Here is a 21,857-nt window from a genome sequence, read left to right on the forward strand (position 1 = left end):
ACACCTCCCTGTCCTCGATCGGCGGACGGCTCGGGTCAGCGTGCGGACTGCTCGATCAGGTCGGCGCCCAGCTGGGACTGGACCTGGGAGGAGAGCAGTTCCAGGTGGTCGAGGTCGTCCAGGTCCAGCATCTGGCAGTAGATACGGGACGCGCCGATGGCTCCGTACCGACCGATCTTGTCGACGACCTCGGCGGGTGAGCCCGCGAGTCCGTTCGCCTTCAGTTCTTCCACCTCCCGTCCGATGGACGCGGCCCGGCGGGCCACTTCCGCGTCGGTCTTGCCCACGCAGGCGATCAGCGCGGTCGAATACACCAGGTCGTCGGCCTTCCGTCCGGCCGTGACCGCCGCGTCCCGCACGCGGCCGAACTGCCTCTCGCTGTCCTCGATCGAGGCGAACGGGATGTTGAACTCGTCCGCGTACTGCGCGGCGAGGCGCGGAGTGCGGGTCGCGCCGTGTCCGCCGATCAGCACCGGGACCTTGGACTGGGCCGGCTTGGGCAGCGCGGGTGAGTCGGCCAGTTGGTAGTGCGTCCCGTCGTACGAGAACGTCTCTCCGGGCGGGGTGCTCCACAGGCCGGTGACGATGGCCAGTTGCTCCTCCAGGCGGGCGAACTTCTCCTTGGGGAACGGGATTCCGTACGCCTTGTGCTCCTCCTCGAACCAGCCCGCGCCCAGGCCCAGTTCGATCCGGCCGCCCGACATCTGGTCGACCTGCGCGACCTGGATGGCGAGCACGCCCGGCAGCCGGAAGGTGCCTGCCGTCATCAAGGTGCCGAGTCGGATCCGCTTGGTCTCACGTGCGAGGCCGGCCAGCGTGATCCATGCGTCCGTGGGGCCGGGAAGACCGTCGGCGGAGCCCATCCGCAGATAGTGGTCGGAGCGGAAGAAGGCGTCGAAGCCAAGGTCCTCCGTCGCCTTGGCGACGGTCAGCAGCGTCTCGTAGCTCGCCCCTTGCTGGGGCTCGGTGAAGATTCGAAGATCCATGCATCCATCCTGCACCTTCGACTGCCCGTCGGCCGCGCCTCCTCGCCGGGCCCTCCCTCCGTCATCTGCTGCCCTTCGCTCTCCTTATCTGCTCTCCTTCTCCGTCTCGCGCACGCGCTCACGGACCTCGTCCTTCTCGCTGAGCTTTCGCAGCATGCCGAGCACCCGGTCGTTCGACTCGTCGGCCGCGTCGATCGCCTCGATGCACTGCCAATACAACCCCTCCTCGTCCGTCCCGCAGGCCACCGAGACCAGTGCGATCCCCACCTCGCCGAGGAGAACGCCGAGCCCGGTCAGTGAACTGCGCGGGTCTGTCACCGTCGAGAGCCGTGCCGCCCGTATCCCCCCGGCCCGTAGTGAGGGGTGGTCGGGTGACGCGCCTCCCCGCGCGCCCGTCTCAGCGAGACCCCTGGCCTCCGTCCTCAGCTCCTGCGGTCCGTGCAGGACCAGTTGATCGCCGATCGCCTGGGCGAGAGCCTGTGCCTGCCAGGCCTCTGCCACGATGTCCAACGCCGCACCGCACCGGGCCAAGGCAACCCGGCCGGCCCCGATGAGCCTTTCCGCGTCCATTCGCCATCCCCGTCTCCGTGCCAACTCCCTGCCCACTTACTTCATTACCCAGAGTGAGGCGTTGCCAACAGAAAGACCAGAGGAATTCGGAAATCTGTGGACAGGAAGCCGGTTGTGAATAACTCACTCACTCCGGAGAGTGACGAATCACTCGGATGTGGACTCAGGCGCGGCCGGAGATGCGGACGGAGATGCGGCCGGAGATGCGAGGTGGTCCCCAGCCGGCGGAAAGCGCAGCTCGTTCCTGTCGATCTTCTCGGACAGCGCGGTCAGCGCGTCGATCCCCAACACGTCGCAGAGCTGAAGCAGATACGCCAGCACATCCGCGACCTCGTCCCGCACGCGGTGCGCCGCGCCGGGGTCCTCCATCACCCGCGCCGACTGCTCGGGCGTCAACCACTGGAAGATCTCCAGCAGTTCGGACGCCTCGACGCTCAGCGCCGCGGCCAGGTTCTTCGGTGTGTGGTACGGCTCCCACTCCCGCGCCGCCGCGAACTCCACCAGTCTGCGCTGCAATCCCTGTACATCCAGTTCCGTCACGGACCCAGATGTATCAGGGCTGCTGAACCGCCGCCGCCGCGATCCCCTCCACCTCCGTGCCGACCGGCGCGAGCAGGAAGACGTTGCGGTCGACCCGGTGCATCCCGCTGCCCAGCCCGAAGACGACCCCGCTGCTGAAGTCCAGGATGCGTTTGGCCACGTCGATCTCGGCGCCGGTCAGATCGAGCAACACCGGGATCTGCGCGATCAGATGCTCCGCGACATCACGCGCGTCGGCGAAGACCCGCACCCGCAGGACGACGAATCGCCGCTGCTCGGCGGTGTAGTCCTCGGGGATCGCCCGGTGGTCGACGCGCGAGGGCCACTCGTCGCGCCCCCGCAGTGGGACGACCTGAGCCAGGCCCTCCCACTGCTCGTCGGTGGCGTCGTACCTGTCGTACCTGTCATACCTGTCGTAACCGCCGTATCTGCTCACCGGATCGCCTCGCACGCCCACTGTGTCTGCATACGGCCATCCTCCCGCTCCTCACCCGTTCGGCCCAACAGCGACACGGGCCAGTCCGGGCCCAACCCACCTCCTTGCCCACCGGACAGCCCCCAACCGAAGCGCTCAGGCGCCCACATACGCCGCGAGATGCTCGCCGGTGAGGGTGGAGCGGTCCGCGACCAGATCGGCCGGTGTGCCCTCGAACACGATCTGTCCGCCGTCATGACCGGCGCCGGGGCCGAGGTCGATGATCCAGTCGGCGTGCGCCATCACCGCCTGGTGGTGCTCGACCACGATCACCGACTTGCCGGATTCCACCAGCCGGTCGAGAAGCCCGAGCAACTGCTCGACGTCGGCCAGGTGCAGACCGGCGGTCGGCTCGTCGAGGACGTACACCCCGCCCTTCTCCCCCATGTGCGTGGCCAGCTTGAGCCGCTGCCGCTCGCCGCCGGACAGGGTGGTGAGGGGCTGGCCGATGGTGAGGTAGCCGAGCCCGACGTCGGCGAGCCGGTCCAGGACACGGTGCGCGGCCGGGGTGTGCGCCTCGCCCGCGCCGAAGAACTCCTCGGCCTGCGCCACCGACATCGCCAGCACCTCGCTGATGTCGCGACCGCCGAGGTGGTGGTCCAGCACCGACGCCTGGAACCGCTTCCCCTCACACTCCTCGCAGACGCTGGCGACCCCGGCCATGATCCCCAGATCGGTGTAGACGACGCCGGCACCGTTGCAATTGGGGCACGCACCCTCGGAGTTGGCGCTGAACAGCGCCGGCTTCACACCGTTGGCCTTGGCGAACGCCTTACGGATCGGTTCCAGCAGCCCGGTGTACGTCGCGGGGTTGCTCCGCCGCGAGCCGCGGATCGGGGCCTGCCCGATTGCCACCACACCCGTGTCGCCGCCGACCGCCCCACTCACCAACGAGCCGTGCACGAGCGAACTCTTGCCGGAGCCCGCGACGCCGGTGACGACAGCGAGCACCCCGAGCGGGATGTCGACGTCGACGGAGCGCAGGTTGTGCGTCGTCGCACCGCGGATCTCCAGCGTGCCCGTGGGCCTGCGCACCGTCTCCTTGAGAACGGCCCGGTCGTCGAAGTGGCGGCCGGTGACGGTCCCTGCGGTACGCAGCCCGTCCACCGTGCCCTCGAAGCAGACGGTGCCACCCTCCGAACCGGCGCCAGGACCCAGGTCCACCACATGGTCGGCGATCGCGATCGTCTCCGGCTTGTGCTCCACGACGAGCACCGTGTTGCCCTTGTCACGCAGCCGCAGCAGGAGGTCGTTCATCCGGTTGATGTCGTGGGGGTGCAGCCCGATCGTCGGCTCGTCGAAGACGTACGTGACATCGGTGAGGGAGGAGCCGAGGTGGCGGATCATCTTGACGCGCTGCGCCTCGCCGCCCGACAGCGTGCCCGACGCGCGGTCCAGGCCGAGATAGCCGAGTCCGATCTCCACGAACGAGTCGAGTGTCCCGCCCAGCGCCTCCAGCAGTGGCGCGACCGACGGCTCGTCCAGCGCGCGCACCCATTCGGCGAGTTCGCTGATCTGCATCGCGCAGGCGTCGGCGATGCTGATGCCCCCGATCTTGGAGGATCTGGCCTCCTCGCTGAGCCGGGTGCCGTCGCACTCGGGGCACGTCGTGAAGGTCACCGCGCGGTCCACGAAGTCCCGGATGTGCGGCTGCATCGCCTCCCGGTCCTTGGAGAGGAACGACTTCTGGATCTTGGGAATCAGCCCCTCGAACGTGAGATTGACCCCCTCCACCTTCACCTTGGTCGGCTCCCGGTAGAGGAAGTCCTGCATCTCCTTCTTCGTGAATTTGCGGATCGGCTTGTGCGGGTCGAGCAGGCCCGACTCCGCGTAGACGCGCACGGTGAAGAAGCTGTCCGACTTCCAGCCGGGGATGGTGAACGCGCCCTCGGCGAGCGACTTCGAGTCGTCGTAGAGCTGCGTGAGGTCGATGTCGGACACCGTGCCCCGGCCCTCACAGCGCGGACACATGCCGCCCGTGCGGTTGAACGTCGCCTTCACCGTCTTGCGCGCACCGCGTTCGACCGTGATCGCCCCGCTCGCCCGCACCGACGCGACGTTGAAGGCGAAAGCGCCGGGCGAGCCGATGTGCGGCTTGCCGAGGCGGCTGAAGAGGATGCGCAGCATCGCGTTGGCGTCGGTGGCGGTGCCGACGGTGGAGCGGGGGTCGGAGCCCATCCGCTGCTGATCGACGATGATCGCGGTCGTCAGCCCTTCGAGTACGTCGACCTCGGGCCGCGCCAGGGTCGGCATGAAGCCCTGTACGAAGGTGCTGTACGTCTCGTTGATCAGCCGCTGCGACTCGGCCGCGACCGTGCCGAACACCAGAGAGCTCTTGCCCGAGCCGGAGACGCCGGTGAACACCGTCAGCTGGCGTTTCGGGATCTCGACGCTGACGTCTTTCAGGTTGTTCACGCGCGCGCCGTGCACACGGATCACGCCGTGGCTGACGGCACCGTCGGGCGCGGGCGGGCGGCTTCCGGCCCGTGTGCCAGGCCTCGTGGTCCTGCTCATCGTGTCTCCATCTGTGAGGCGGAGTCGGCGGCGACCGGCTCTGGCCCACCAGCTCTGATATCCATGGCCGTCACGCTAGTGCGGCCGGATGACCAGCGCTTCTCCGATCCTGATCGGTGTGCCGAACGGTACGAGACCGGTGTGCGGAACGGTACGGGCGCTACGGGCGCTTCCCGCCCGCCAGACCCTCCCGGTAGCCCGGATACCGCGGCGTCCAGCCCAGTTCCGTGCGCGCCCGCCTGTTGGAAACGTGTACGTCGACGCGGGTCATCACCTCGCCGATGTACGGCGCGGCGAGGCGGATCAGCCCGGCCGGGAGCACGAGCGGTCTGGGCGTACGGGTCGTACGCGCGACCCCCTCGATCAACTCGCGCCACGTGGCCGGGGTGTCGTCCACGACGTTGTAGGCGCGCCCCGCGACCCCGCGCTCCAGCGCGGCGACGGTCGCGGACGCCGCGTCCTCGTGGTGGATCAGGGCCAGCGTCCCGGAGCGCCCGGACGGCACCGGCAGCCGGCGCTTGCGCAGCAGGGCGGCGAAGACGTCGGTGTCGCCTCCGTAGAAGAGGCCGTAGCGCAGGGCGATGCCCTCGATGCCGGGCGCGCCGCCCAAGACCTGGTCCTCGGTGGACTTCAGCGCGGCGAGCACCGGGTCCGTCCTGGACCCGGTGGGCACGGCGAACGGCGCCTGTTCCGTCAACGGTGCACGCCCCAGGTAACGGAAGCCGTACCCGAGGAACATCGACTGTGTGAGGAAGCGCGTGGCACCCAACCGCCCCGCCGCGTCCAGCAAGTTGCGCGTCCCCTCGACGCGCAGCCTGTTGGTCGGCTCCATGTCGCCGTGCCGGGCAGGGGCCTTGGTCAGCGCGGTGAGTTCATGGATGACGGCATCGGCCGCCAGTCCGTCCACCGCCGCGAGCAGCGCGTCCCGGTCGAGCACATCGGCAACGACGGCGGTCGCGCCGGCCCGCTTGAGCCGGTCGGCGGCCCGCGCGCCGCGCGTAACGCCGATGACGTCGTGACCCGCCTCGATGAGCTGGGGTACGAGAAAGCGGCCGAGCGTGCCGGAGGCTCCGGCGAGGAGAACCTTCATGACTCCTCCTGGGGAGGCGGTGCGGGAACAAGGGCGAGCGCCAGGTCGGTGAGGGTGTCCAGATAGGCGTCCTCGGTGACCCCGGTCGGATGGGTGCCGCCGTAGATGTCGGCCATCAGCCAGTAGTGGGAGAGCGCGTCCTGAAGGATCGCGGCGACGGCCGACCAGTCCGTGTCCGGGACGCCGGGGGCCGCGTCGTCGGTCGTGTGGGCGCTCGCGTGGGTCTGGAGGAGCCCGGTGAGCGCCGCGTGGTTGCGCGCGACCTCGGCCGTACGGAACTCCTCCAGCAGTTCGGGGAACGCGGCGAGATCCCGCACCAGGATGCGGTTGACATCGCGCTCGTACGCCAGCCGTTCCAGCCCGGACTTCGCGACGGCGCGCAACAGCGCGCGGGGGTCGGCCGCCGTGGCCTCGGTACGCAGGAGCGTGGTGAGCGCGTCCTTCTTACGAATGCGCTCACGCAGACCGAAGCTCAGGATGTCCTTCTTGCTGCGGAAGTGCTTGTACAGCGCCCCGGACCCCGGGGAGAGCCCGGCCGCCGCCTCGATCTTCGAAATGGTGGTGGCGGTGTAGCCCAGCTCTCCGAACAGGCGCATGGCCTCGGTCAGTATCCGTGAACGGGTGTCCGGCATGAGCGCTCCAAGAAGGGGCGAAGGCAGAAAGTAAGTACTTGCTTTCCACGTTAACGCCCGAGCGCGCGTCTGTGAACTCGTCGATGAGTTTCGGCCGGGCCGCGAGTCGGTACTGGTGAGCGTCGTACGGCTTCGTACGACGCCGCCCGGCACCAGACACCACGGAGGACTCCATGACCACCACATCCGGCAACGCGAGCAGCGACCTCCCCGGAAAGCCGCCGGTCGTCGACCTGGCCACCTGGCAGGCGGCGCGCGACGAGCTGCTGATCCGCGAGAAGGCCCATACCCATGAGGGCGACGCGATCGCCGCGGCCCGCCGCCGGCTGCCGATGGTCGAGTTCGACGGGACGGTCGAGGTCGTCGGACCCGACGGCCCCGTCCCGTTCACCGACCTGTTCCAGGGCCGCGACGAGCTCGTGGTCTACAAGCACATGTGGCACGACGGCGCACCGCACCAGGGGCAGTGCGAGGGCTGCACCGTCACGGCCTGGCACGTGAAGGACGCCGTCTACCTCAACGCCCGCGGCGTCTCCTACGCCGTACTGACCACAGGCCCGTGGAACGAGGTCGCCCCCTACGTCGAGTTCATGGGCTACACCCAGCCCTGGTACTCGGTACGCGGCGTGGACGGACCGGCCGGCGGCAGCATGGGCTACCTCACCTCCTATCTGCGCGACGGCGAGCGCGTGTTCCTCACGTACTCCACAACGGGCCGCGGCAACGAGCCGGCCGCCGGGTCCTTCGCCCTGCTCGACATGACGCCCTACGGCCGGGGAGAGGCGTGGGAGGACAACCCGGAGGACAGGCCCGAGGGCCGCGAGCCCTGCTGGTACTGGCGCTCGGACGCCGACGGGAACGCCACCTGGGGCCCGACCGGCCGCCCCGTACCGCAGTGGACCCGCCCCGGCGCGACCCCCGAGCAGACCCTCGGCCGTCAGGGCCACCACTGACGCGCCTGCGCAGAAGGCGTCCCCTGTCAGGCGTCTCCCCGTGAAGCCTGCACGTACGCCCACACGGTCTTCCCCGGACCCGACCGCCCGCTGATGCCCCACTGCACGGCGATCGCGTCCACGAGCACGAGCCCGCGGCCCCGCTCCTCGTCGGGGGCGGCGCCGCGGGGCGCCCTCGACGGCAGCGTGTTGTGGGTGTCGCTCACCTCGATCCGTACGAGGTCCTTGGCCGTGTTGTACGCGAGCCGCAGCGCGAAGTCCCGCCCGGGGACCCGGCCGTGCAGGACGGCGTTCGCGGCCAGCTCCGCGACCACGAGGGCCGCCGCGTCGGACGGCTCGCAGCCGTAGGGAATGCCCCAGGCGTCGAGCTGCTGCGTGGCGAGTCTCCGCGCGAGCCGCGCGCCTCGCCGGGTGGCGGAGAACCGCTGGGTGAACACACGTACGGTGACGGCCTCTTGGGCCTGCGGGGATGGCATGTGCCCAGCGTCCGGGCCGGATTGGACGCCTTACCAGGGACTACAACCACCCAACGATCCGCTGTACTGGTTCACCGTCTGGACTGGGTGAGTAACTACCAGTGATGCTGGACCAGTTGTACGGGGTACGCATCGAGTGGAGCTGGTCCAGGGAGAGGCGAACGGGTATGACGGCGGACGGCATTACGAGCAGTGAACCTGAGGCGTCGGACAGTCTCAAGACCTTCGGAGCGGTCTTGAAGGCGCTGCGGGAAGAAGCCGCCCTGACTCAGGAGGAGTTCGCACCTCGGGTGCAGTACTCGGTGCACTACATCGCCAAGATCGAGCAGGGGAAGCGTTTTCCGCCGAAGGGCCTGCCGGTGCGGGCGGGAATGGTGTTGGGACCGGTCGCCAAGCGGGTGTTGGAGGCGGCGGCGAGGAGTCTGACGAAGGGGGCGGGGCTGGCGTCGTGGTTCAGGAGGTGGGCGCTGATCGAGGAGACAGCGATCTCCCTGTACGCGTACGAGTGCCGGGCGATTCCGGGACTGTTGCAGCCGGAGTCGTACGCCAGAGCGCTATCCGAGCGGAGGTTGCCGCCACTCACCGAGGCGCAGATCGAGCTCCAAGTCACGGCTCGCATGGAGCGTCAACGGCTTTTGTCGGAGCGGGAGAACACGGCCTTCTGCTTCATCATCGAGGAGTCCGTCCTGGAGCGCCGAGCGGGTGGCGCGGCAGTCACGAGGACTGTCATCGAGCACCTGCTGGAGCAGGGTGCTCGGCGTAATGTGGAGATCCAGATCATGCCCACGCTCCAGGAGGATCACGCCGGAGCGGAAGGCCTCATGTACTTGGCCGAGACACCCGACAATCAGTGGCTCGGCTACTCTGAGGGCCAGTTGTCGAGCAACGTGATCGCCGCCCCCACCGACGTAAGCATTCTGCTCCAGCGCTATGGGAAGCTGCGCTCGCAGGCTCACAGCCATGAGGCTACGGTGAGTCTGCTGGAGCGACTGCGAGGAGCACTGTGAAGACGACCAATCAACTGGCCTGGTTCAAGAGCACTTACAGCAGCGGTGACGGGGACAACTGCGTCGAGGTCGCCGCCCGCCCCGACGCCGTCCTCGTACGGGACTCCAAAGACCCGCACATCGGCCGGCTCACCCTCACCCCCGCCGCCTGGGCCGCCTTCACCGCAGACCTCGCCGCGCGCTGACCGCGCTGACGTGCCGAACGGGGTGGCCCGAGGAACGCTCGGGCCACCCCATCCGCGTCAGCACATCTTCTGGCTGGCCGCCTCGCCCGCGAGCGGGTCGCCCGCCCTGCGGAGCGAACCCACGGCCGCCGTGCAGTCCTTCACCGTGTCCGCGCCCTCGGACCAGTACTCCTGGCCGCTGTTGTTCAGCCACGCACGGCCGCCGAAGAAGTCGTCCTGGCTGTAGCTGTAGACGGCTACGCTCACGTCGTATTCCTTGTTGGTCTTACGGAATGAATCCCAGACCCAGAGATACCCGTAATTCTCGTTGCACTTCTTCGAGTAGAACTGCTTGACCGACGCGATGTGCGCACCTGCCCTGTCGATGTACGCTGTCTTTCCGACCTGGTACGCGTCGGCGCAGACTCCCGCGACGCGCGCTTTCGCACTCGCCGGGTTTCCGGCCTCGGTCGGGACCGTCGACTTCGGCGTCGCCGACTTCGGCGCCTTCGGTGCGGGGCCGTCGCCCGCGACCGCCACGCCCGCCGGGATCAGGGCAAATGCGCAGGCCGTGGCTATGACCGCGCGCTTCGTGTAGCGCATACGAACTCCTTCGTCCGACCTCAAGGGCGCAGTAAACCCACGGGCCCGCCAATGGCGGCTACCGCTCGGCTATTGGGCCCGGTGCTGTCTGTCTGCCTGTCGGCTGGAATTTCTTCCGAACACATAGGCAGACACGGGATCTTGCCTGAGGGTTGCACGACTTCAACGGTTTCATTTCGGGCGGGTAAACGGAATTCCCGCCTCGGCCCACATTTCGATCTCTGGAGAGCCATGACGACCGACAACGACCCGTCCACCGGCAGCCGGCGTAAGCCCTGGCGCGAACTCCCCCGTTCTGTGCGGACGGGTATCGAGGACGTGCTCGGGGGCAGGGTGACAGCGGCCACGAGCCAGCGGGGCGGGTTCTCCGACGGGCTCGCGGCGCGGCTGGGGTTGGCCGACGGGCGCAGGGCGTTCGCCAAGGCTGTCGACGCGACCACCGCGCCCGCCGTGGCGGCGTTCCATCGGCGGGAGGCGGCGGTGAACGACGGGCTGCCGCACGGGGTTCCCGTACCGAGGCTGCTGGGGGCGTACGACGATCAGGAGTGGGTGGCGCTCGTCTTCGAGGACGTCGACGGGGCGCTACCCGTACAGCCGTGGCGGGAGGGCGAGTTGGAGCGGGTGCTCGACGCGCTGACCGGTCTCGCGGAGCGGCTGACCCCGGCGCCGCGCCTCAACTCGGCGGACACGTCGCCCCGGTTGGGCGGTTGGGGCCGGCTGGCGGACAGTCCCGGGTCGCGCGTGAAGCTGGGTGAGATCGCCCCCGGCGCCGCGCGGGAGTTGGAGCGGCACCTCGCTCTTGAGGCGCGGCTTCCCGAGGTGATCGTCGGGGACACGTTGACGCACGGGGACCTGTATCCGTTCAACGTGCTGCTTACGGACGAGCGTGTCGTGGTCGTGGACTGGCCGCACGCATGGACCGGGCCCGCGTACGCGGATCTGGTGATGCTGCTGGGCAGTGTGGCGCTCGGCGGGGCGGACCCGGAGCCGTACGCCGCCCGGCATCCGCTGCTGACCGGTGTCGATCCGGAGGCGGTGGACGTGCTGATCTCGGCGCAGGCGGGGTTTCTGCTGGCGGCGGCGTGCTCGATGGACTCGGCGGATCCCGGTACTGATCCGAGGCTGGAGCACATGATGACAGCGCTCGGTCTCGCTTCCCTGCGGTGGCTGTCGCTTCGTGGCTACAACTCGGGCAGGAAGCAGCGGTAGTTGAGTTCGCTGTCGGCCCAGGAGACGCGGGCGTCGACCAGTCGGCTGAGTTTGTGGCCCACGGGGGCGAATCCGTGGCCGCGCCAGAAGGCGTCGCTGACCAGGCTGGCCGACGACCACTCCGTACCGCATGTGGTGAAGTCGTGGTCGGCGGACCAGCTCACGACGCCGACGAGCAGTGTGGTGCCCACTCCCCCCGAACGCACGGACGCGGTGACCGCCGCGATACCGATCGCCGCTAAGCCGTCCCGGATGGCCCCGAGGTGCGACGAAGGCGGGGCGGAGGATCGGCGACCGGGCGTGGAACCGCTGGAGTTCCACGGTCAGTTCGAACAGTTCCGCCATGTCTCCGGCAGGGCCGCCACCGCCGGGCCGGTGCCTTGCGACGTTCCCACCAGTCGCCGGGCCACGGCGATGTCGGCGACATCCAGTGGAGTCACGCCCTCGCCGACATCACCTGAGCGTAGTGGCGCCGCAACCTACTGGTGGTCAGGGGCCATCATGACCCGCTTGCCGGGCCGCCGCGCTGGCGCAGCGAGATCCGGTTGCCGTCCGGGTCCACCGCCTCGACGCGGATGCCGAACGCGTAGTCCTCCGGTTCGGGCTGGTCGAACGTCACACCCCGGTCGCGAAGGACGGTGAAGTCCTTCCTCAGGTCGTCCGACTCGATGAAGACCGAACCGGGCACGCTGCCCGGCCGGGCTTCGGCGGGCTGCCCCGAGGCCGCGGCGTGCGGCCAGAGGACGAACTCGACCGGGCTGCCGGGGATCGCGACGGTGAGGAAACGTACCTCCGGCCCGGTGAAGTCGACGCGTGTCTCCAGGCCGAGCTGTTCGGTGTAGAAGCGCAGCGCGCGGTCCTGATCGCTGACGTAGATCGTCACGTACATGAGGTTGGTGAGCATGGTGCTGTTGTCCCTTCCGTTCGGCCCGGCCGTCACACGGCGGTCCGTTGTCGGTGTTGCCTCGTCATCGCACTGACGGACGCCGACGGGGGAATGTGACGGGAACGCCGCCCTCGACTCCATGTCGGATCATGGACGCACTGTCCGGCCTGTGAGATAGCTGCGCATGGAATCGAATGCTCGCGCTAGTCTCACCGCCATGTCCGCACCCGCCCGTCTCCTGTGTCTCGCGTGCTTCGCGAACTCGGTGTGGTGCGTCGACGACAACCTCTGTTGTCCGTGAGTCGAGCCCCCGCGCCCTGCCACCGCTCACCGCTCACCGCTCACCGACTTCGGAGAACAGTCGTGACCACCACCGCTCCCCCGCGCCGGACGATCCCGATCCCCGCCGCGCTGCTCACCCCCTCCCCGACCTCCGCCCCGGCACCCGAGGCCGAACCGGCGCCTCCGGTACGGCGCGTGCCGCTCGCGATATCCGGGCTGCTGGCCGTCGCACTGACCGCGTACGTGTGGTCGACGCACGGCGCCAAGCCCGGAACGCTCCTGCTCCTCGGGCTGGGTCTGGGCCTGGCGCTCTTCCACTCGCGGTTCGGATTCACCTCCGCCTGGCGGCAGTTGGTCGCCGTCGGCAACGGGCAGGGGCTGCGCGCCCATGCCCTGCTCCTCGGCACCACCGCCACTCTCTTCGCGCTGATCATCGGCAGCGGCACGGGGCTGTTCGGCTCCGTGCCCGCGCCGTCGGCGGGGCCGCTCGGGGTCGGGCTGCTTGTCGGGGCGTTCGTGTTCGCCGTCGGGATGCAGCTCGGTGGCGCGTGTGCGTCGGGCACGCTGTTCGCCGTGGGCTCGGGGCAGACGTCCATCGTGCTCACGCTCGGCGGCTTCATCGTCGGATCGACCCTCGCCGCCTGGCAGTTCGACCTCTGGAAGGACCTGCCGGCGCTCGATCCGGTCCTGCTGTCGGACCATGTCGGGTGGTTCGGTTCCTGGGCGGTGACCATCGCCGTACTGGGCCTCATCGTGCTGGTGAGCCGCCGCGTACAGGCGCGCCGTACCCCGCCGCCGATCAGCACCCCGCCGAGCGCCACGGGCGCGGCGCGCGTGCTGCGCGGATCATGGCCACTGGCCGCCGGCGCGCTGGCGCTGGCCGTGCTGGGCGCCAGCGTGCTGCTGGTGTCCGGCGGTCCCTGGGGTGTCACCAGCGCGTTCAGCCTGTGGGGCTCGCGGGTGGTCGACGCGCTCGGCGGCAACCCCGCCAACTGGTCGTTCTGGCAGCAGCCGGGCAACGCGGAGATGTTCGCGGGGCCCGTACTGAAGGACAAGAACAGCCTCACCGACATCGGCATCATGATCGGCGCCGCTGTCGCCGCCTCGCTCGGCGGGACGTGGGCGCTGCACCGGGGCATTCCCGGCCGCACCGCCGTGGCCGCGGTACTCGGCGGCGTGCTCATGGGGATCGGCGCGCGACTGGCGGGCGGCTGCAACATCGGCGCGTACCTCGCGGGCATCGCGTCGGGCAGCCTGCATGGCTGGATCTGGGGCGCGACCGCCCTGCTCGGCACATGGGCGGGGCTTCGGCTGCGCCCGCTGTTCGCGCTGGGCAACCCCAAGCCCGGCGACGGGATCTGCTGAGCCGGGGAACGCGGCTGCTGAGCCAACTGGGGTCGTCCGCCGTAGGCTGAGCCGGTGGTCATCGAACAGGACGTGAAGCTGAGCGACGGGCGCACGCTGCGGACGTACGACAGCCAGGGTGCCAAGGCCCGGGATACCGAGGACGGGCCGACCATCGTGTGGCATCACGGCTCGCCGCAGACCGGCGCCCCGCTGGAGCCGCTGCTCACCGCCGCCGCGGCGCGCGGTATCCGGCTGGTGTCGTACGGCCGCCCCAGCTACGGGGGTTCGAGCCCGCAGCCGGGGCGGAACGTGGCAGCGGCGGCGGACGACGTGGCCGGGATCGCGGACGCGCTCGGCCTGGGGCCGTTCGCGGTGATGGGGGCGTCGGGGGGCGGGCCGCACGCGCTGGCGTGTGCCGCGCTGCTGCCGGACCGGGTGACGGGAGCCGTCTGCCTCGCGGGGCTGGCGCCGTACACGGACGACTTCGACTGGTACGAGGGCATGGTGTCGCCCGGCGGTCTGCGGGCCGCCGCCGACGGGCGCGAGGCGCGCGAACTGTACGCGGCGACCGACGAGTTCGACCCCGCGAGCTTCACTTCCGCCGACTTCGCCGCGCTGGAGGGCGCGTGGAAGTCGCTGGGCGCCGACGCGGTGAAGGCGGGGCAGGCCGGGCCGGACGGGCAGATCGACGACGACGTCGCCTTCGCCACCGCGTGGGGCTTCGACCTGGCGGAGGTGGCCGCGCCCGTACTGCTCGTGCAGGGCAGCCGGGACCGGGTGGTGCCGCCGTCGCACGCGGGGGCGATCCTCGCCGCGCTGCCCCGGGCGGAGCTGTGGGTACGGCCCGATGACGGGCATGTGTCGGTCCTCGACGCGTGTCCGCCGGCGATGGACTGGCTGCTGGAGCGGGGCTCCACCTCTACATAACCTTGCGGTTATATAGCTGGATCGGTATGGTCGAGGTATGCCCATACCGTTCGACGTGCTCGCGGAGCCCAGCAGGCGCAAGATCCTCGATCTGCTCCTGGAGCGCCCGCATCTGGTCGGTGAGCTGACCAACCGGCTCGGACTGAGCCAGCCCGGCACCTCCAAGCACCTGCGGGTGCTGAGGGACGCCGGACTGGTGCGGGTCCGGCAGGACGCCCAGCGCCGCTGGTACGAGCTGGATCCGGAGCCGCTGGCCGAACTCGACGCGTGGCTCGCGCACTACCGCCATCTATGGACCGGCAGTCTCGACGCGCTCGAACGGCATCTCGACGCGATGGAGGACGATTCCTCATGACTGCGCACCCCAACGACTCCAGTGACCCCGCCGACGAGAGCTTTGCCTCTTCCTCCCTCTCCGCCGAGAGCGGCGGGCGGACGGCGCTGCGCATGGAGCGCAGGCTCGCGCATCCGCCACAGCGGGTCTGGGAGGCGATCACACGGCCCGCGAACCTCGCGCGCTGGTTCCCCTCCGAGGTGAGCGTGGACCTGCGGCCGGGCGGCGAGATCGGCTTCCACTTCCCCGGCGACAGCGGACCCGGCATGACCGGGAAGGTCACCGATGCCGACGAGCCGCGCCTGTTCGCCTTCACCTGGAGTGAGGACCATCTGAGCTGGGAGATCACGCCGGACGGGGACGGTTCGCGGCTCACCCTCGTACACACCTTCGGCGACCGGTTCGGGGCGGCGAGCTTCGCGTCCGGGTGGCAGGTGTGCGTCACCGCGCTGGCGCAGGTGCTGGCCGGTGGTCCCGTCGATGTCGAGCAGGACAGGCGCGGCACGCTGCACGAGGCGTATCTGGCGCGGTTCGGCGAGCTGACGCGGGGGCGGGTGGAGGAGACGGGCGACGGCGGGCTGCGAGTCCGGTTCGAGCGTCAGCTCGTACGGCCCGCGGAGACGGTCTGGTCCCAACTGACGGGCGGGGTGGAGCCGTTGACGGGGTCGCCCGTGCCCCCGGGCTTCACCGCTGACAACGTCCCGGCAGGCCCGGTCACGGACGTACGGGCGCCGCGACTCCTCGCGTACGCCTGGCATCCCGAGGGCGAGGTCCGCTGGGAGCTGGGCACCGGGACCGGGCACGGGCCCCGGCTGGTGCTCACCCAGACGGGGCCGCGCGGCTTCGACACGGACGGCGCGCTGGTGGCGTGGCGGGCGCGGGTGGAGGAGCTGGCGGCGGGGCTGCTCGACGCGGAGTAGGGGCGGCGGAGGATCGAGCGGCGGGCGTCGGGGCTACTCCTCCGGCTCCTGGGCACGCTCCTGAGCCTCTTTCAAGGCATTGCTGGTGATATCCACACCCCTCTCCTTTCCCCTCCTGGACGGCCCGCACGCCGTCCGCACACGGGACGGCGCCCGCACGCCGAACGCATGTCGCCCGCACGCCGAACGCCGGCCGGACCGCGTGCGCGGGTCCGGCCGGCGAGGGTGCCGACGGTGCCGATCGGGGGGCGATCAGCGGGGCCGATCAGGAAGGGCCGATCGGCCGGGGCCGACTAGTACGGGCCGTTGACGTTGTCGATCGAGCCGTAGCGGTCAGCCGCGTAGTTGCACGCCGCGACGATGTTGGCGACCGGGTCGTAGCTGTCGGTCGAGGTGCCGGGCACGTGGTACGCCTCGAAGGTCGGGGCGATGACCTGGAGCAGGCCCTTCGACGGGGTGCCGGCCGCGGCGTTGGAGTCCCAGTTGTTGATGGCCTGGGGGTTGCCGCCGGACTCGCGCATGATGTTGCGGTGGATGCCGTCGTACGAGCCGGGGATGCCGTTCTTCGCCATGACGTCCAGCGCCTCCCGGATCCAGCCGTCGAGGTCGTTGGTGTAGGACTTGGCGGCCGACTTGACGGCTTCCTTCTTGTCCGACGAGGGGTTCTCGGTCGAGGCGGTCGGGGCTGCCTTGGCCTTCCCGGCGAGCTTCAGCTTGAGGCCGGGGTGGATGAGCGACGGGTTGTCGCCGACGGCGGCGCGGTTGTTCTTGTACAGCGCCTTCCAGCCGCCGCTCACGGAGCGGGCTTTGGCGATCTTGGCCAGCGATTCGCCCTTCACGACGGTGTGCGTGACCTTCTTGGCGGCGGTGGCGGCCGACGGGGCCGACGCGACGCTCTGCGGGGCGGGGGCGGCGCCCGCCGTGGTGGCGGTCAGAAGGGGCAGGGCCAGGGCGGCGCTGCCGGTGCCGAGGGCGATGAGCCGGCGGCCGAGGGGGGTGGTGCGGGAACGGCGGTGCTTACCCGGTGCGGGCATGACGAGGTCCTCTCCGTCGCCTGCGAGGTGAGCTGTCGGGTTCGGGCGGGAGATGCCCGGCCGCGCTGCGCGCGCGACTTCACCCCAAGCCGGTCCGGTGCAACGGATCGGCGACTTACCTGGGTCCCCCGCTCCTGCCGTACGTAAATGGTTGGATGCGGTTTCCGGACGGCGGCAGGATTCGGCGTTCCACCCGGAATGACGAGAACGTAAGCGAGAACGTCAGAGCGAAACAAGTCCTGAATTCACAGTTCTGGGCCATTCGCGGATCCGATGGCGATTAATGCGAATTCCCGCCCGGCGGTTCAGGTCTCAACTTTCCTTTCCCGCACGGGAGGTGGGCGGCGGGCCGGGGAGGCACAGTTCACCTCCGCTGTGACACACATCATAGGAATTCCGTGCAACCACGCAGGTCATCACAACGGCCATAAACGGACAAGTAAGGCTTTGAATACCCATAACGACCTGCCCCACAAAGCGGACAAATGATTATTTTCCATAGGTCGAGGGCACATAAGGCGAGCCTGGTGCCGGGGCCGCCGGTGCCGTGCGGCGCGTTTCCGCTGAGCAGGGTCTCACCCGAGAGCGGCAGCGGGTCGCGATCGGTCGCCGGCATAATTCCGGGACACTTGGCCGCGCCGGCGATCAGGTTGTTCTGAACGGTGTTTCCATAACCGCCTTATATCGCTACGCCGTTGGCCCGATCACGCGTCGTCTCAGCCTCAGGCATATCACGGGTTTATCAACAGCCCACACCAGATGCCGACTTGGTGCGTGCGGGCGCACCGGTGGCCGGACCGGGCGCCGGGCGCGTGCGCCGAAGTGAAGCCTATGAACCGCCTGTTAGCTCTATAGGGGCAACCTCACTGCTTTTTCTGGACCTTTCCTCTCGAACACCGCCAGCATTGATTACTGCGAGTAGTCATTCGCTCCGGGTGCGGCATCGCCGTACCGCGTGCTCCCACCACTCCGGAAAGGACCTGGGTCGAGCCTCATGAGATATCCCCGCTCTCGCACACGGCTGTCCAACACTCTCGCCGCCTGCGCTGTCGTCAGCGCGCTCGCCGCCTCAACTCTCGTCGGCGCCGCCCCCGTTGCCGCTCACGGCGGTGAGGGCCACCACGAGCACTCCACCAGGGCGGGCGTCGGCCCGGCCGAGAAACCCGAGGTCGATCCCGCCGAGGCGGCGGTGCTCGGCCATGAGCACGCGGAGGAGCACGCCGCCACCCGCCAGGGCGCCGCGGATCTCGGCACCTACCCGCAGGCGACCCGCACCGCGCGGCTGAAGATGCTCACCGAGACGCAGGAGAAGACCAACAGGGACTACAAACCTGCGGACTTCGGCGCCTTCAAGGAGTACTTCGACTCGCCCGACTTCGGCGTCCACATCGCCCAGCTGCCGACCGGCAAGGTGCTCCTCTTCTCCTTCGAGCGGATCGAGACCGACCCCACGAAGGAGACGGCCCCCACCCAGGTCGTCGGCGCGGCCAACCGGGGCCGTGCGTTCCTCTGGGATCCCGCGAAGGGCACCGGTGCGAGTGCCTTCAAGAAGGTCACCCCGCCCGCCGTGATGATGCCCGACAGCACCGGTGTCTCCCGTCCCGCGCCCATCTTCTGCGCGGGCCACGCCTTCCTGCCCAACGGGATGCTCGGCGTCTTCGGCGGCAATCTCGGCGGCAACGGCGGCTCGGGCGCCAAGCTGTCCTTCGTCTTCGACCCGTGGAGCGAGACCTGGGCGATGAACGAGGACATGACCGTGGGCCGCTGGTATCCCAGCGTCGTCACCGGCCCCGACGGCCGGATGCTGATCATGTCCGGCCAGTCCGAGCTGGGCTGGGGCACGCCCACCCCGATCGTGGAGCGTTTCCCCGCGCTGGGGGACCCCGTGCCGTACCGCACGACCGACATCCCCCGCTTCCAGAACGTCGACCGGTTCGGCGCGGACGCCCCGTACAGACTCGACTACCCGCATCTGTTCAGCCTGCGTGACGGGAAGATCTACGGCCTCGGCCGCAGCCACGACCAGCAGTGGCTGTTCGACCCCGTCAAGGAGACCCGGAGCGATCTCGCGCAGCGGCCGGGCGCCGCCGACCGGAGCTACGGCTCCGCCGTCCCGCTGCCCGGCGGCTTCCGCGGCCCGGACTCCCTCCTGGTCCTCGGCGGCGACCGCACGGACCCGAACACGTATCAACTGGCCGCGGGCAAGTGGAAGACCAAGGAGGCGCGGGCCTTCGGACGTACGCAGGACAACACGCTGCTGCTGCCCACGGGGGACCTGCTCACGGTCAACGGCGCCTTCGACATCCGCGACTACGGCAACGGGCAGTACAACCCGAACGCGGACCTGAAGTACCGCCACACGGAGCTGCGCGACGAGAACGGCGACTGGCGACTGGGCCCCGTCCAGCGGCTCCCGCGCGGCTACCACTCCAACGCCGTGGTGCTGCCCGACGGCCGTGTCATGGTCACCGGCGACGAGGCGCAGCAGATCGCCAACGACCGGGACATCAAGGACGACATGGACGGCACCATCGAGATGTACGAGCCGTCGTATCTCCACAACGGGCCGCGGCCCAGGCTCGATCACGTGCCGAGCGGCCCGCGCGCCTACGACGAGCGGTTCACCGTCTCCAGCCCCACCGCCCACGAGGTGAAGCGGGCGGTACTGCTGTCGCCCACGACCGCCACGCATTCGGTCAACACCAGCCAGCGCCATCTGGAGCTGCGGATCAAGCGGCAGGGCAACGGCGAACTGGAGCTGCAGACACCGCCCACCGCCGAAGCCGCCCCGCCCGGCTGGTACATGCTCTTCCTCCTCAACGAGGAGGGCGTCCCCAGCGTCGCCAAGTGGATCTCCCTCCAACCGACCGGGGCCGGGTCATGACCTACGCGACGCAGGCTCCGCCGACGCAGGCTCCGCCGACGTACGCCCCGGCCGACGGCGGCGGCGAGGCCGATCTGCCGCTGCGCACCAGCCGGGAGATCCAGGGCGACATCATCGCCGGAGCGAAGAAGGACCATGTCCAGCTCCTCTTACTGAAGTTCGAGAACGACGCCCTGGCCAGAACCTGGCTGCGGCGGCTGCGGCCCCGGATCGCCACGACCCGGCAGGTCGCCGCGTTCAACGCGGAGTTCAGCAAGGCCCGTAAGCAGTCCGGCGGCGACGACCCCAAGGCGCTCAACGCCGTATGGCGGGTCGTCAGCTTCACCTACCCCGGCCTGAAGCTGCTGGCCGGGCGTGACCCCTTCCCGTCGGTCCCGCCGGACAGCACCCAGGAGGCCTTCAAGGAGGGGCCCGCGGCGCGCGCGGCGATGCTCGGCGACACCGGGCAGTGCGCCCCGGAGCACTGGCTGTTCGGCAACGGCGCGAGCCAGCCCGTCCACGCGGTGCTCACCGTCTCCGCCGACCGCCCCCAGGACCTGCGGGTCGCGCTGACCGAGGAGCGCGAGGAAGCCGCCCGGCACAAGGTCGTGATCGTCTTCGAGCAGGACGGCGCGACCCTGGAGGGAACCCGCCGGGGCAAGGAGCACTTCGGCTTCAAGGACGGCATCAGCGAGCCGGCCGTCAAGGGTTTCGACCCGCCCGACCCGTACAGGCCCGAGCACAAGAAGGGCAGCCCCGGCACGCGGATCATCCCGGCCGGCGAGATCGTCGTCGGTCACGAGCGGGACGACGGGAAGAAGACCGATCTCCCGGACTGGGCGCGGAACGGGTCCTTCCAGGTCGTACGGCGTCTCGCGCAGGACGTTCCCGGCTGGTGGGCCCAGATCGCGGAGCGCCTGAAGGAGCTGAAGCTCCAGGAGGCGGTGCCGCCGGAGGCCACGACGGAGTGGCTGGCCGCCCGTATGGTCGGCCGCTGGCGCTCGGGCACACCCGTGGCGAAGTGCCCGCACGCGGACAGCCCGAGTGACGCGGAGGCGTGGTCGGACAACGACATCAGCTACCGCGACGACCTGGAGGGTGAGATCACGCCGCTGTTCTCGCATCTGCGCCAGACCAGTCCGCGCGACGGCCTGCTGGTCAGATCGACCGACACGGAGACCGTCCCGGAGAAGGGCGGTCTGGACGGGCGGCGCATCATGCGGCGCGGCATCCCCTACGGCCGGCCGTTCGACCCGGCGGGCGGTGCGGGCAACGGGCCGGACGCACCGCGCGGTCTGGTCTTCGTCTGCTACCAGGCGGATCTGGTAAGGCAGTTCGAGTTCATCCAGAAGGACTGGATCGAGGAGCCGAACTTCCCGCAGCGCACTCCGGCACCGGGCCGGGACCCGCTGGTCGCCACCGCCACCGATGTCAACTTCAAGGGCTGCCAGGTGCGCTTCGAGCAGTTCGTCAGGACGGAGGGCGCGGTGTACGCGTTCTCTCCCTCGCTGACGACCATCGAACACCTCGCGGACGGGAAGCTCGACGGCGGCGGCGATCCCGGCGGTGACCGCATCCTGACGGCCCCCTTCACGCTGCGCCCCGCGGACGGGCCCGTCGGCCCGGCAAAGGCCCGGCTCGTGATGCGCGAGGACGGGAATCTCGTCGTCCTGGACGAGAGGGACCAGGCCCGCTGGGAATCGGGGACCGCGGGGAGCGGCGGGGCGCGGGCGACCTTCCAGGGGGACGGCGACATCGTCGTCCTCACCGCCGGCGACAGACCGGTCTGGAAGTCCCGCACGACCGGGAATCCCGGCGCCAAGCTCATCCTCCTCACCGACGGGAACGTGGTGATCCGGGCCGCCGACGGCACGGTGGTCTGGCAGACGAACACCGCGCACTGACCGTCGCAGGGACCGGACACCGGCCCCCTCGACCGCGGTGGACGGCGGCCCCCCACCCGCCGTCCACCGCACCCCATCGTCGCCGTACCCCGTCCCCGGTTGTCCACAGAGCGTTGTCCACAGGACCCGGCACCCCGCGTC

22 protein-coding genes and 1 riboswitch are annotated in these 21,857 nt (G+C 69.7%); of the genes, 10 read left to right on the forward strand and 12 right to left on the reverse strand.

Annotated features, from left to right (window positions below; all coding sequences use genetic code 11):
- Window positions 1-35: 35 nt before the first annotated feature.
- The 7 genes from ACIBLA_RS09500 to ACIBLA_RS09530 all read right to left on the reverse strand — a co-directional run bounded on the left by ACIBLA_RS09500 (window position 36) and on the right by ACIBLA_RS09530 (window position 6,807).
- A complete protein-coding gene (locus ACIBLA_RS09500; RefSeq protein ID WP_363241477.1) occupies window positions 36-986 on the reverse strand; it encodes an LLM class F420-dependent oxidoreductase in 951 nt (316 codons plus the stop codon).
- Between the two features lie 84 nt (window positions 987-1,070).
- Window positions 1,071-1,556, reverse strand: coding sequence for a DUF6099 family protein (locus tag ACIBLA_RS09505; protein ID WP_399198269.1), 486 nt, complete (start codon window positions 1,554-1,556; stop codon window positions 1,071-1,073).
- A gap of 147 nt (window positions 1,557-1,703) precedes the next feature.
- Window positions 1,704-2,096 carry a nucleotide pyrophosphohydrolase gene (locus ACIBLA_RS09510; protein ID WP_399198270.1) on the reverse strand — a complete coding sequence of 131 codons (393 nt, stop codon included), beginning with the start codon at window positions 2,094-2,096 and terminating at the stop codon, window positions 1,704-1,706.
- A gap of 13 nt (window positions 2,097-2,109) precedes the next feature.
- Entirely contained in the window at window positions 2,110-2,532 is a 423-nt protein-coding gene (locus ACIBLA_RS09515; RefSeq protein ID WP_399198272.1) for a cell division protein SepF, read from the reverse strand.
- Window positions 2,533-2,667: 135 nt separating this feature from the next.
- Window positions 2,668-5,085: an ATP-binding cassette domain-containing protein gene (locus ACIBLA_RS09520; protein WP_399198273.1), complete on the reverse strand. Its 2,418-nt coding sequence runs from the start codon at window positions 5,083-5,085 to the stop codon at window positions 2,668-2,670.
- 160 nt (window positions 5,086-5,245) lie between these two features.
- Window positions 5,246-6,175 (reverse strand): NAD-dependent epimerase/dehydratase family protein, encoded by a 930-nt coding sequence (locus ACIBLA_RS09525; RefSeq protein ID WP_399198274.1) that lies wholly within the window; start codon window positions 6,173-6,175, stop codon window positions 5,246-5,248.
- Window positions 6,172-6,807, reverse strand: coding sequence for a TetR/AcrR family transcriptional regulator (locus tag ACIBLA_RS09530; protein ID WP_399198275.1), 636 nt, complete (start codon window positions 6,805-6,807; stop codon window positions 6,172-6,174). Before ACIBLA_RS09530 ends, ACIBLA_RS09525 begins: the two co-directional genes overlap by 4 nt.
- A 173-nt stretch (window positions 6,808-6,980) precedes the next feature.
- Here ACIBLA_RS09530 and ACIBLA_RS09535 point away from each other — a divergent pair, with 173 nt between their 5' ends.
- On the forward strand, window positions 6,981-7,760 hold the full coding sequence (locus ACIBLA_RS09535; RefSeq protein ID WP_363241470.1) for a DUF899 domain-containing protein: 780 nt from the start codon (window positions 6,981-6,983) through the stop codon (window positions 7,758-7,760).
- A 26-nt stretch (window positions 7,761-7,786) separates the two neighbouring features.
- On the opposite strand, the gene ACIBLA_RS09540 is transcribed toward ACIBLA_RS09535, so the two are convergent.
- Window positions 7,787-8,236: an ATP-binding protein gene (locus tag ACIBLA_RS09540; RefSeq protein ID WP_363241469.1), complete on the reverse strand. Its 450-nt coding sequence runs from the start codon at window positions 8,234-8,236 to the stop codon at window positions 7,787-7,789.
- A gap of 167 nt (window positions 8,237-8,403) precedes the next feature.
- On the opposite strand from ACIBLA_RS09540, the gene ACIBLA_RS09545 reads away from it, so the two are divergent.
- Both ACIBLA_RS09545 and ACIBLA_RS09550 read left to right on the forward strand, forming a co-directional pair.
- Entirely contained in the window at window positions 8,404-9,243 is an 840-nt protein-coding gene (locus tag ACIBLA_RS09545; protein WP_399198276.1) for a Scr1 family TA system antitoxin-like transcriptional regulator, read from the forward strand.
- Window positions 9,240-9,428: a DUF397 domain-containing protein gene (locus ACIBLA_RS09550; RefSeq protein ID WP_399198277.1), complete on the forward strand. Its 189-nt coding sequence runs from the start codon at window positions 9,240-9,242 to the stop codon at window positions 9,426-9,428. Before ACIBLA_RS09545 ends, ACIBLA_RS09550 begins: the two co-directional genes overlap by 4 nt.
- A 57-nt stretch (window positions 9,429-9,485) precedes the next feature.
- Here ACIBLA_RS09550 and ACIBLA_RS09555 read toward each other — a convergent pair whose 3' ends face one another.
- Complete coding sequence (locus ACIBLA_RS09555) at window positions 9,486-10,010, reverse strand: hypothetical protein (RefSeq protein ID WP_399198278.1); 525 nt, start codon at window positions 10,008-10,010, stop codon at window positions 9,486-9,488.
- Between the two features lie 231 nt (window positions 10,011-10,241).
- Here ACIBLA_RS09555 and ACIBLA_RS09560 point away from each other — a divergent pair, with 231 nt between their 5' ends.
- The gene (locus ACIBLA_RS09560; RefSeq protein ID WP_399198279.1) at window positions 10,242-11,219 is read left to right on the forward strand and encodes an aminoglycoside phosphotransferase family protein; all 978 of its coding nucleotides are present in this window, start codon (window positions 10,242-10,244) and stop codon (window positions 11,217-11,219) included.
- On the opposite strand, the gene ACIBLA_RS09565 is transcribed toward ACIBLA_RS09560, so the two are convergent.
- Together ACIBLA_RS09565 and ACIBLA_RS09570 are read right to left on the reverse strand one after the other, a co-directional pair.
- Window positions 11,192-11,410, reverse strand: coding sequence for a hypothetical protein (locus ACIBLA_RS09565; protein ID WP_399198280.1), 219 nt, complete (start codon window positions 11,408-11,410; stop codon window positions 11,192-11,194). The genes ACIBLA_RS09560 and ACIBLA_RS09565 overlap by 28 nt on opposite strands.
- Window positions 11,411-11,718: 308 nt before the next feature.
- Complete coding sequence (locus ACIBLA_RS09570) at window positions 11,719-12,123, reverse strand: VOC family protein (RefSeq protein WP_399198281.1); 405 nt, start codon at window positions 12,121-12,123, stop codon at window positions 11,719-11,721.
- A 345-nt stretch (window positions 12,124-12,468) separates the two neighbouring features.
- Between ACIBLA_RS09570 and ACIBLA_RS09575 the strand changes: the two genes are divergently transcribed.
- Genes ACIBLA_RS09575 through ACIBLA_RS09590 form a run of 4 tightly spaced genes read left to right on the forward strand, consistent with a single transcriptional unit; the run spans window position 12,469 to window position 15,915 of the window.
- A complete protein-coding gene (locus ACIBLA_RS09575; RefSeq protein WP_399198282.1) occupies window positions 12,469-13,752 on the forward strand; it encodes a YeeE/YedE family protein in 1,284 nt (427 codons plus the stop codon).
- Window positions 13,753-13,806: 54 nt separating this feature from the next.
- Window positions 13,807-14,661, forward strand: coding sequence for an alpha/beta fold hydrolase (locus ACIBLA_RS09580; RefSeq protein WP_399198283.1), 855 nt, complete (start codon window positions 13,807-13,809; stop codon window positions 14,659-14,661).
- A 37-nt stretch (window positions 14,662-14,698) separates the two neighbouring features.
- Window positions 14,699-15,016, forward strand: coding sequence for an ArsR/SmtB family transcription factor (locus ACIBLA_RS09585; RefSeq protein WP_399198284.1), 318 nt, complete (start codon window positions 14,699-14,701; stop codon window positions 15,014-15,016).
- On the forward strand, window positions 15,013-15,915 hold the full coding sequence (locus ACIBLA_RS09590; RefSeq protein ID WP_399198285.1) for an SRPBCC family protein: 903 nt from the start codon (window positions 15,013-15,015) through the stop codon (window positions 15,913-15,915). The genes ACIBLA_RS09585 and ACIBLA_RS09590 overlap by 4 nt, the downstream gene beginning before the upstream one ends.
- Before the next feature lie 293 nt (window positions 15,916-16,208).
- Here ACIBLA_RS09590 and ACIBLA_RS09595 read toward each other — a convergent pair whose 3' ends face one another.
- The gene (locus tag ACIBLA_RS09595; RefSeq protein WP_363241458.1) at window positions 16,209-16,949 is read right to left on the reverse strand and encodes a LysM peptidoglycan-binding domain-containing protein; all 741 of its coding nucleotides are present in this window, start codon (window positions 16,947-16,949) and stop codon (window positions 16,209-16,211) included.
- Between the two features lie 4 nt (window positions 16,950-16,953).
- Window positions 16,954-17,146, reverse strand: a riboswitch (cyclic di-AMP (ydaO/yuaA leader).
- A 797-nt stretch (window positions 17,147-17,943) separates the two neighbouring features.
- On the opposite strand from ACIBLA_RS09595, the gene ACIBLA_RS09600 reads away from it, so the two are divergent.
- Window positions 17,944-19,833, forward strand: coding sequence for a galactose oxidase early set domain-containing protein (locus ACIBLA_RS09600; protein WP_363241457.1), 1,890 nt, complete (start codon window positions 17,944-17,946; stop codon window positions 19,831-19,833).
- Window positions 19,797-21,716, forward strand: a complete 1,920-nt coding sequence (locus tag ACIBLA_RS09605) for a Dyp-type peroxidase (RefSeq protein WP_399198286.1) — start codon at window positions 19,797-19,799, stop codon at window positions 21,714-21,716. Before ACIBLA_RS09600 ends, ACIBLA_RS09605 begins: the two co-directional genes overlap by 37 nt.
- Window positions 21,717-21,857: the final 141 nt, after the last annotated feature.

This window comes from Streptomyces sp. NPDC050433 (assembly GCF_044458565.1).
In the GTDB taxonomy this organism is placed as follows: Bacteria; Actinomycetota; Actinomycetes; order Streptomycetales; family Streptomycetaceae; genus Streptomyces.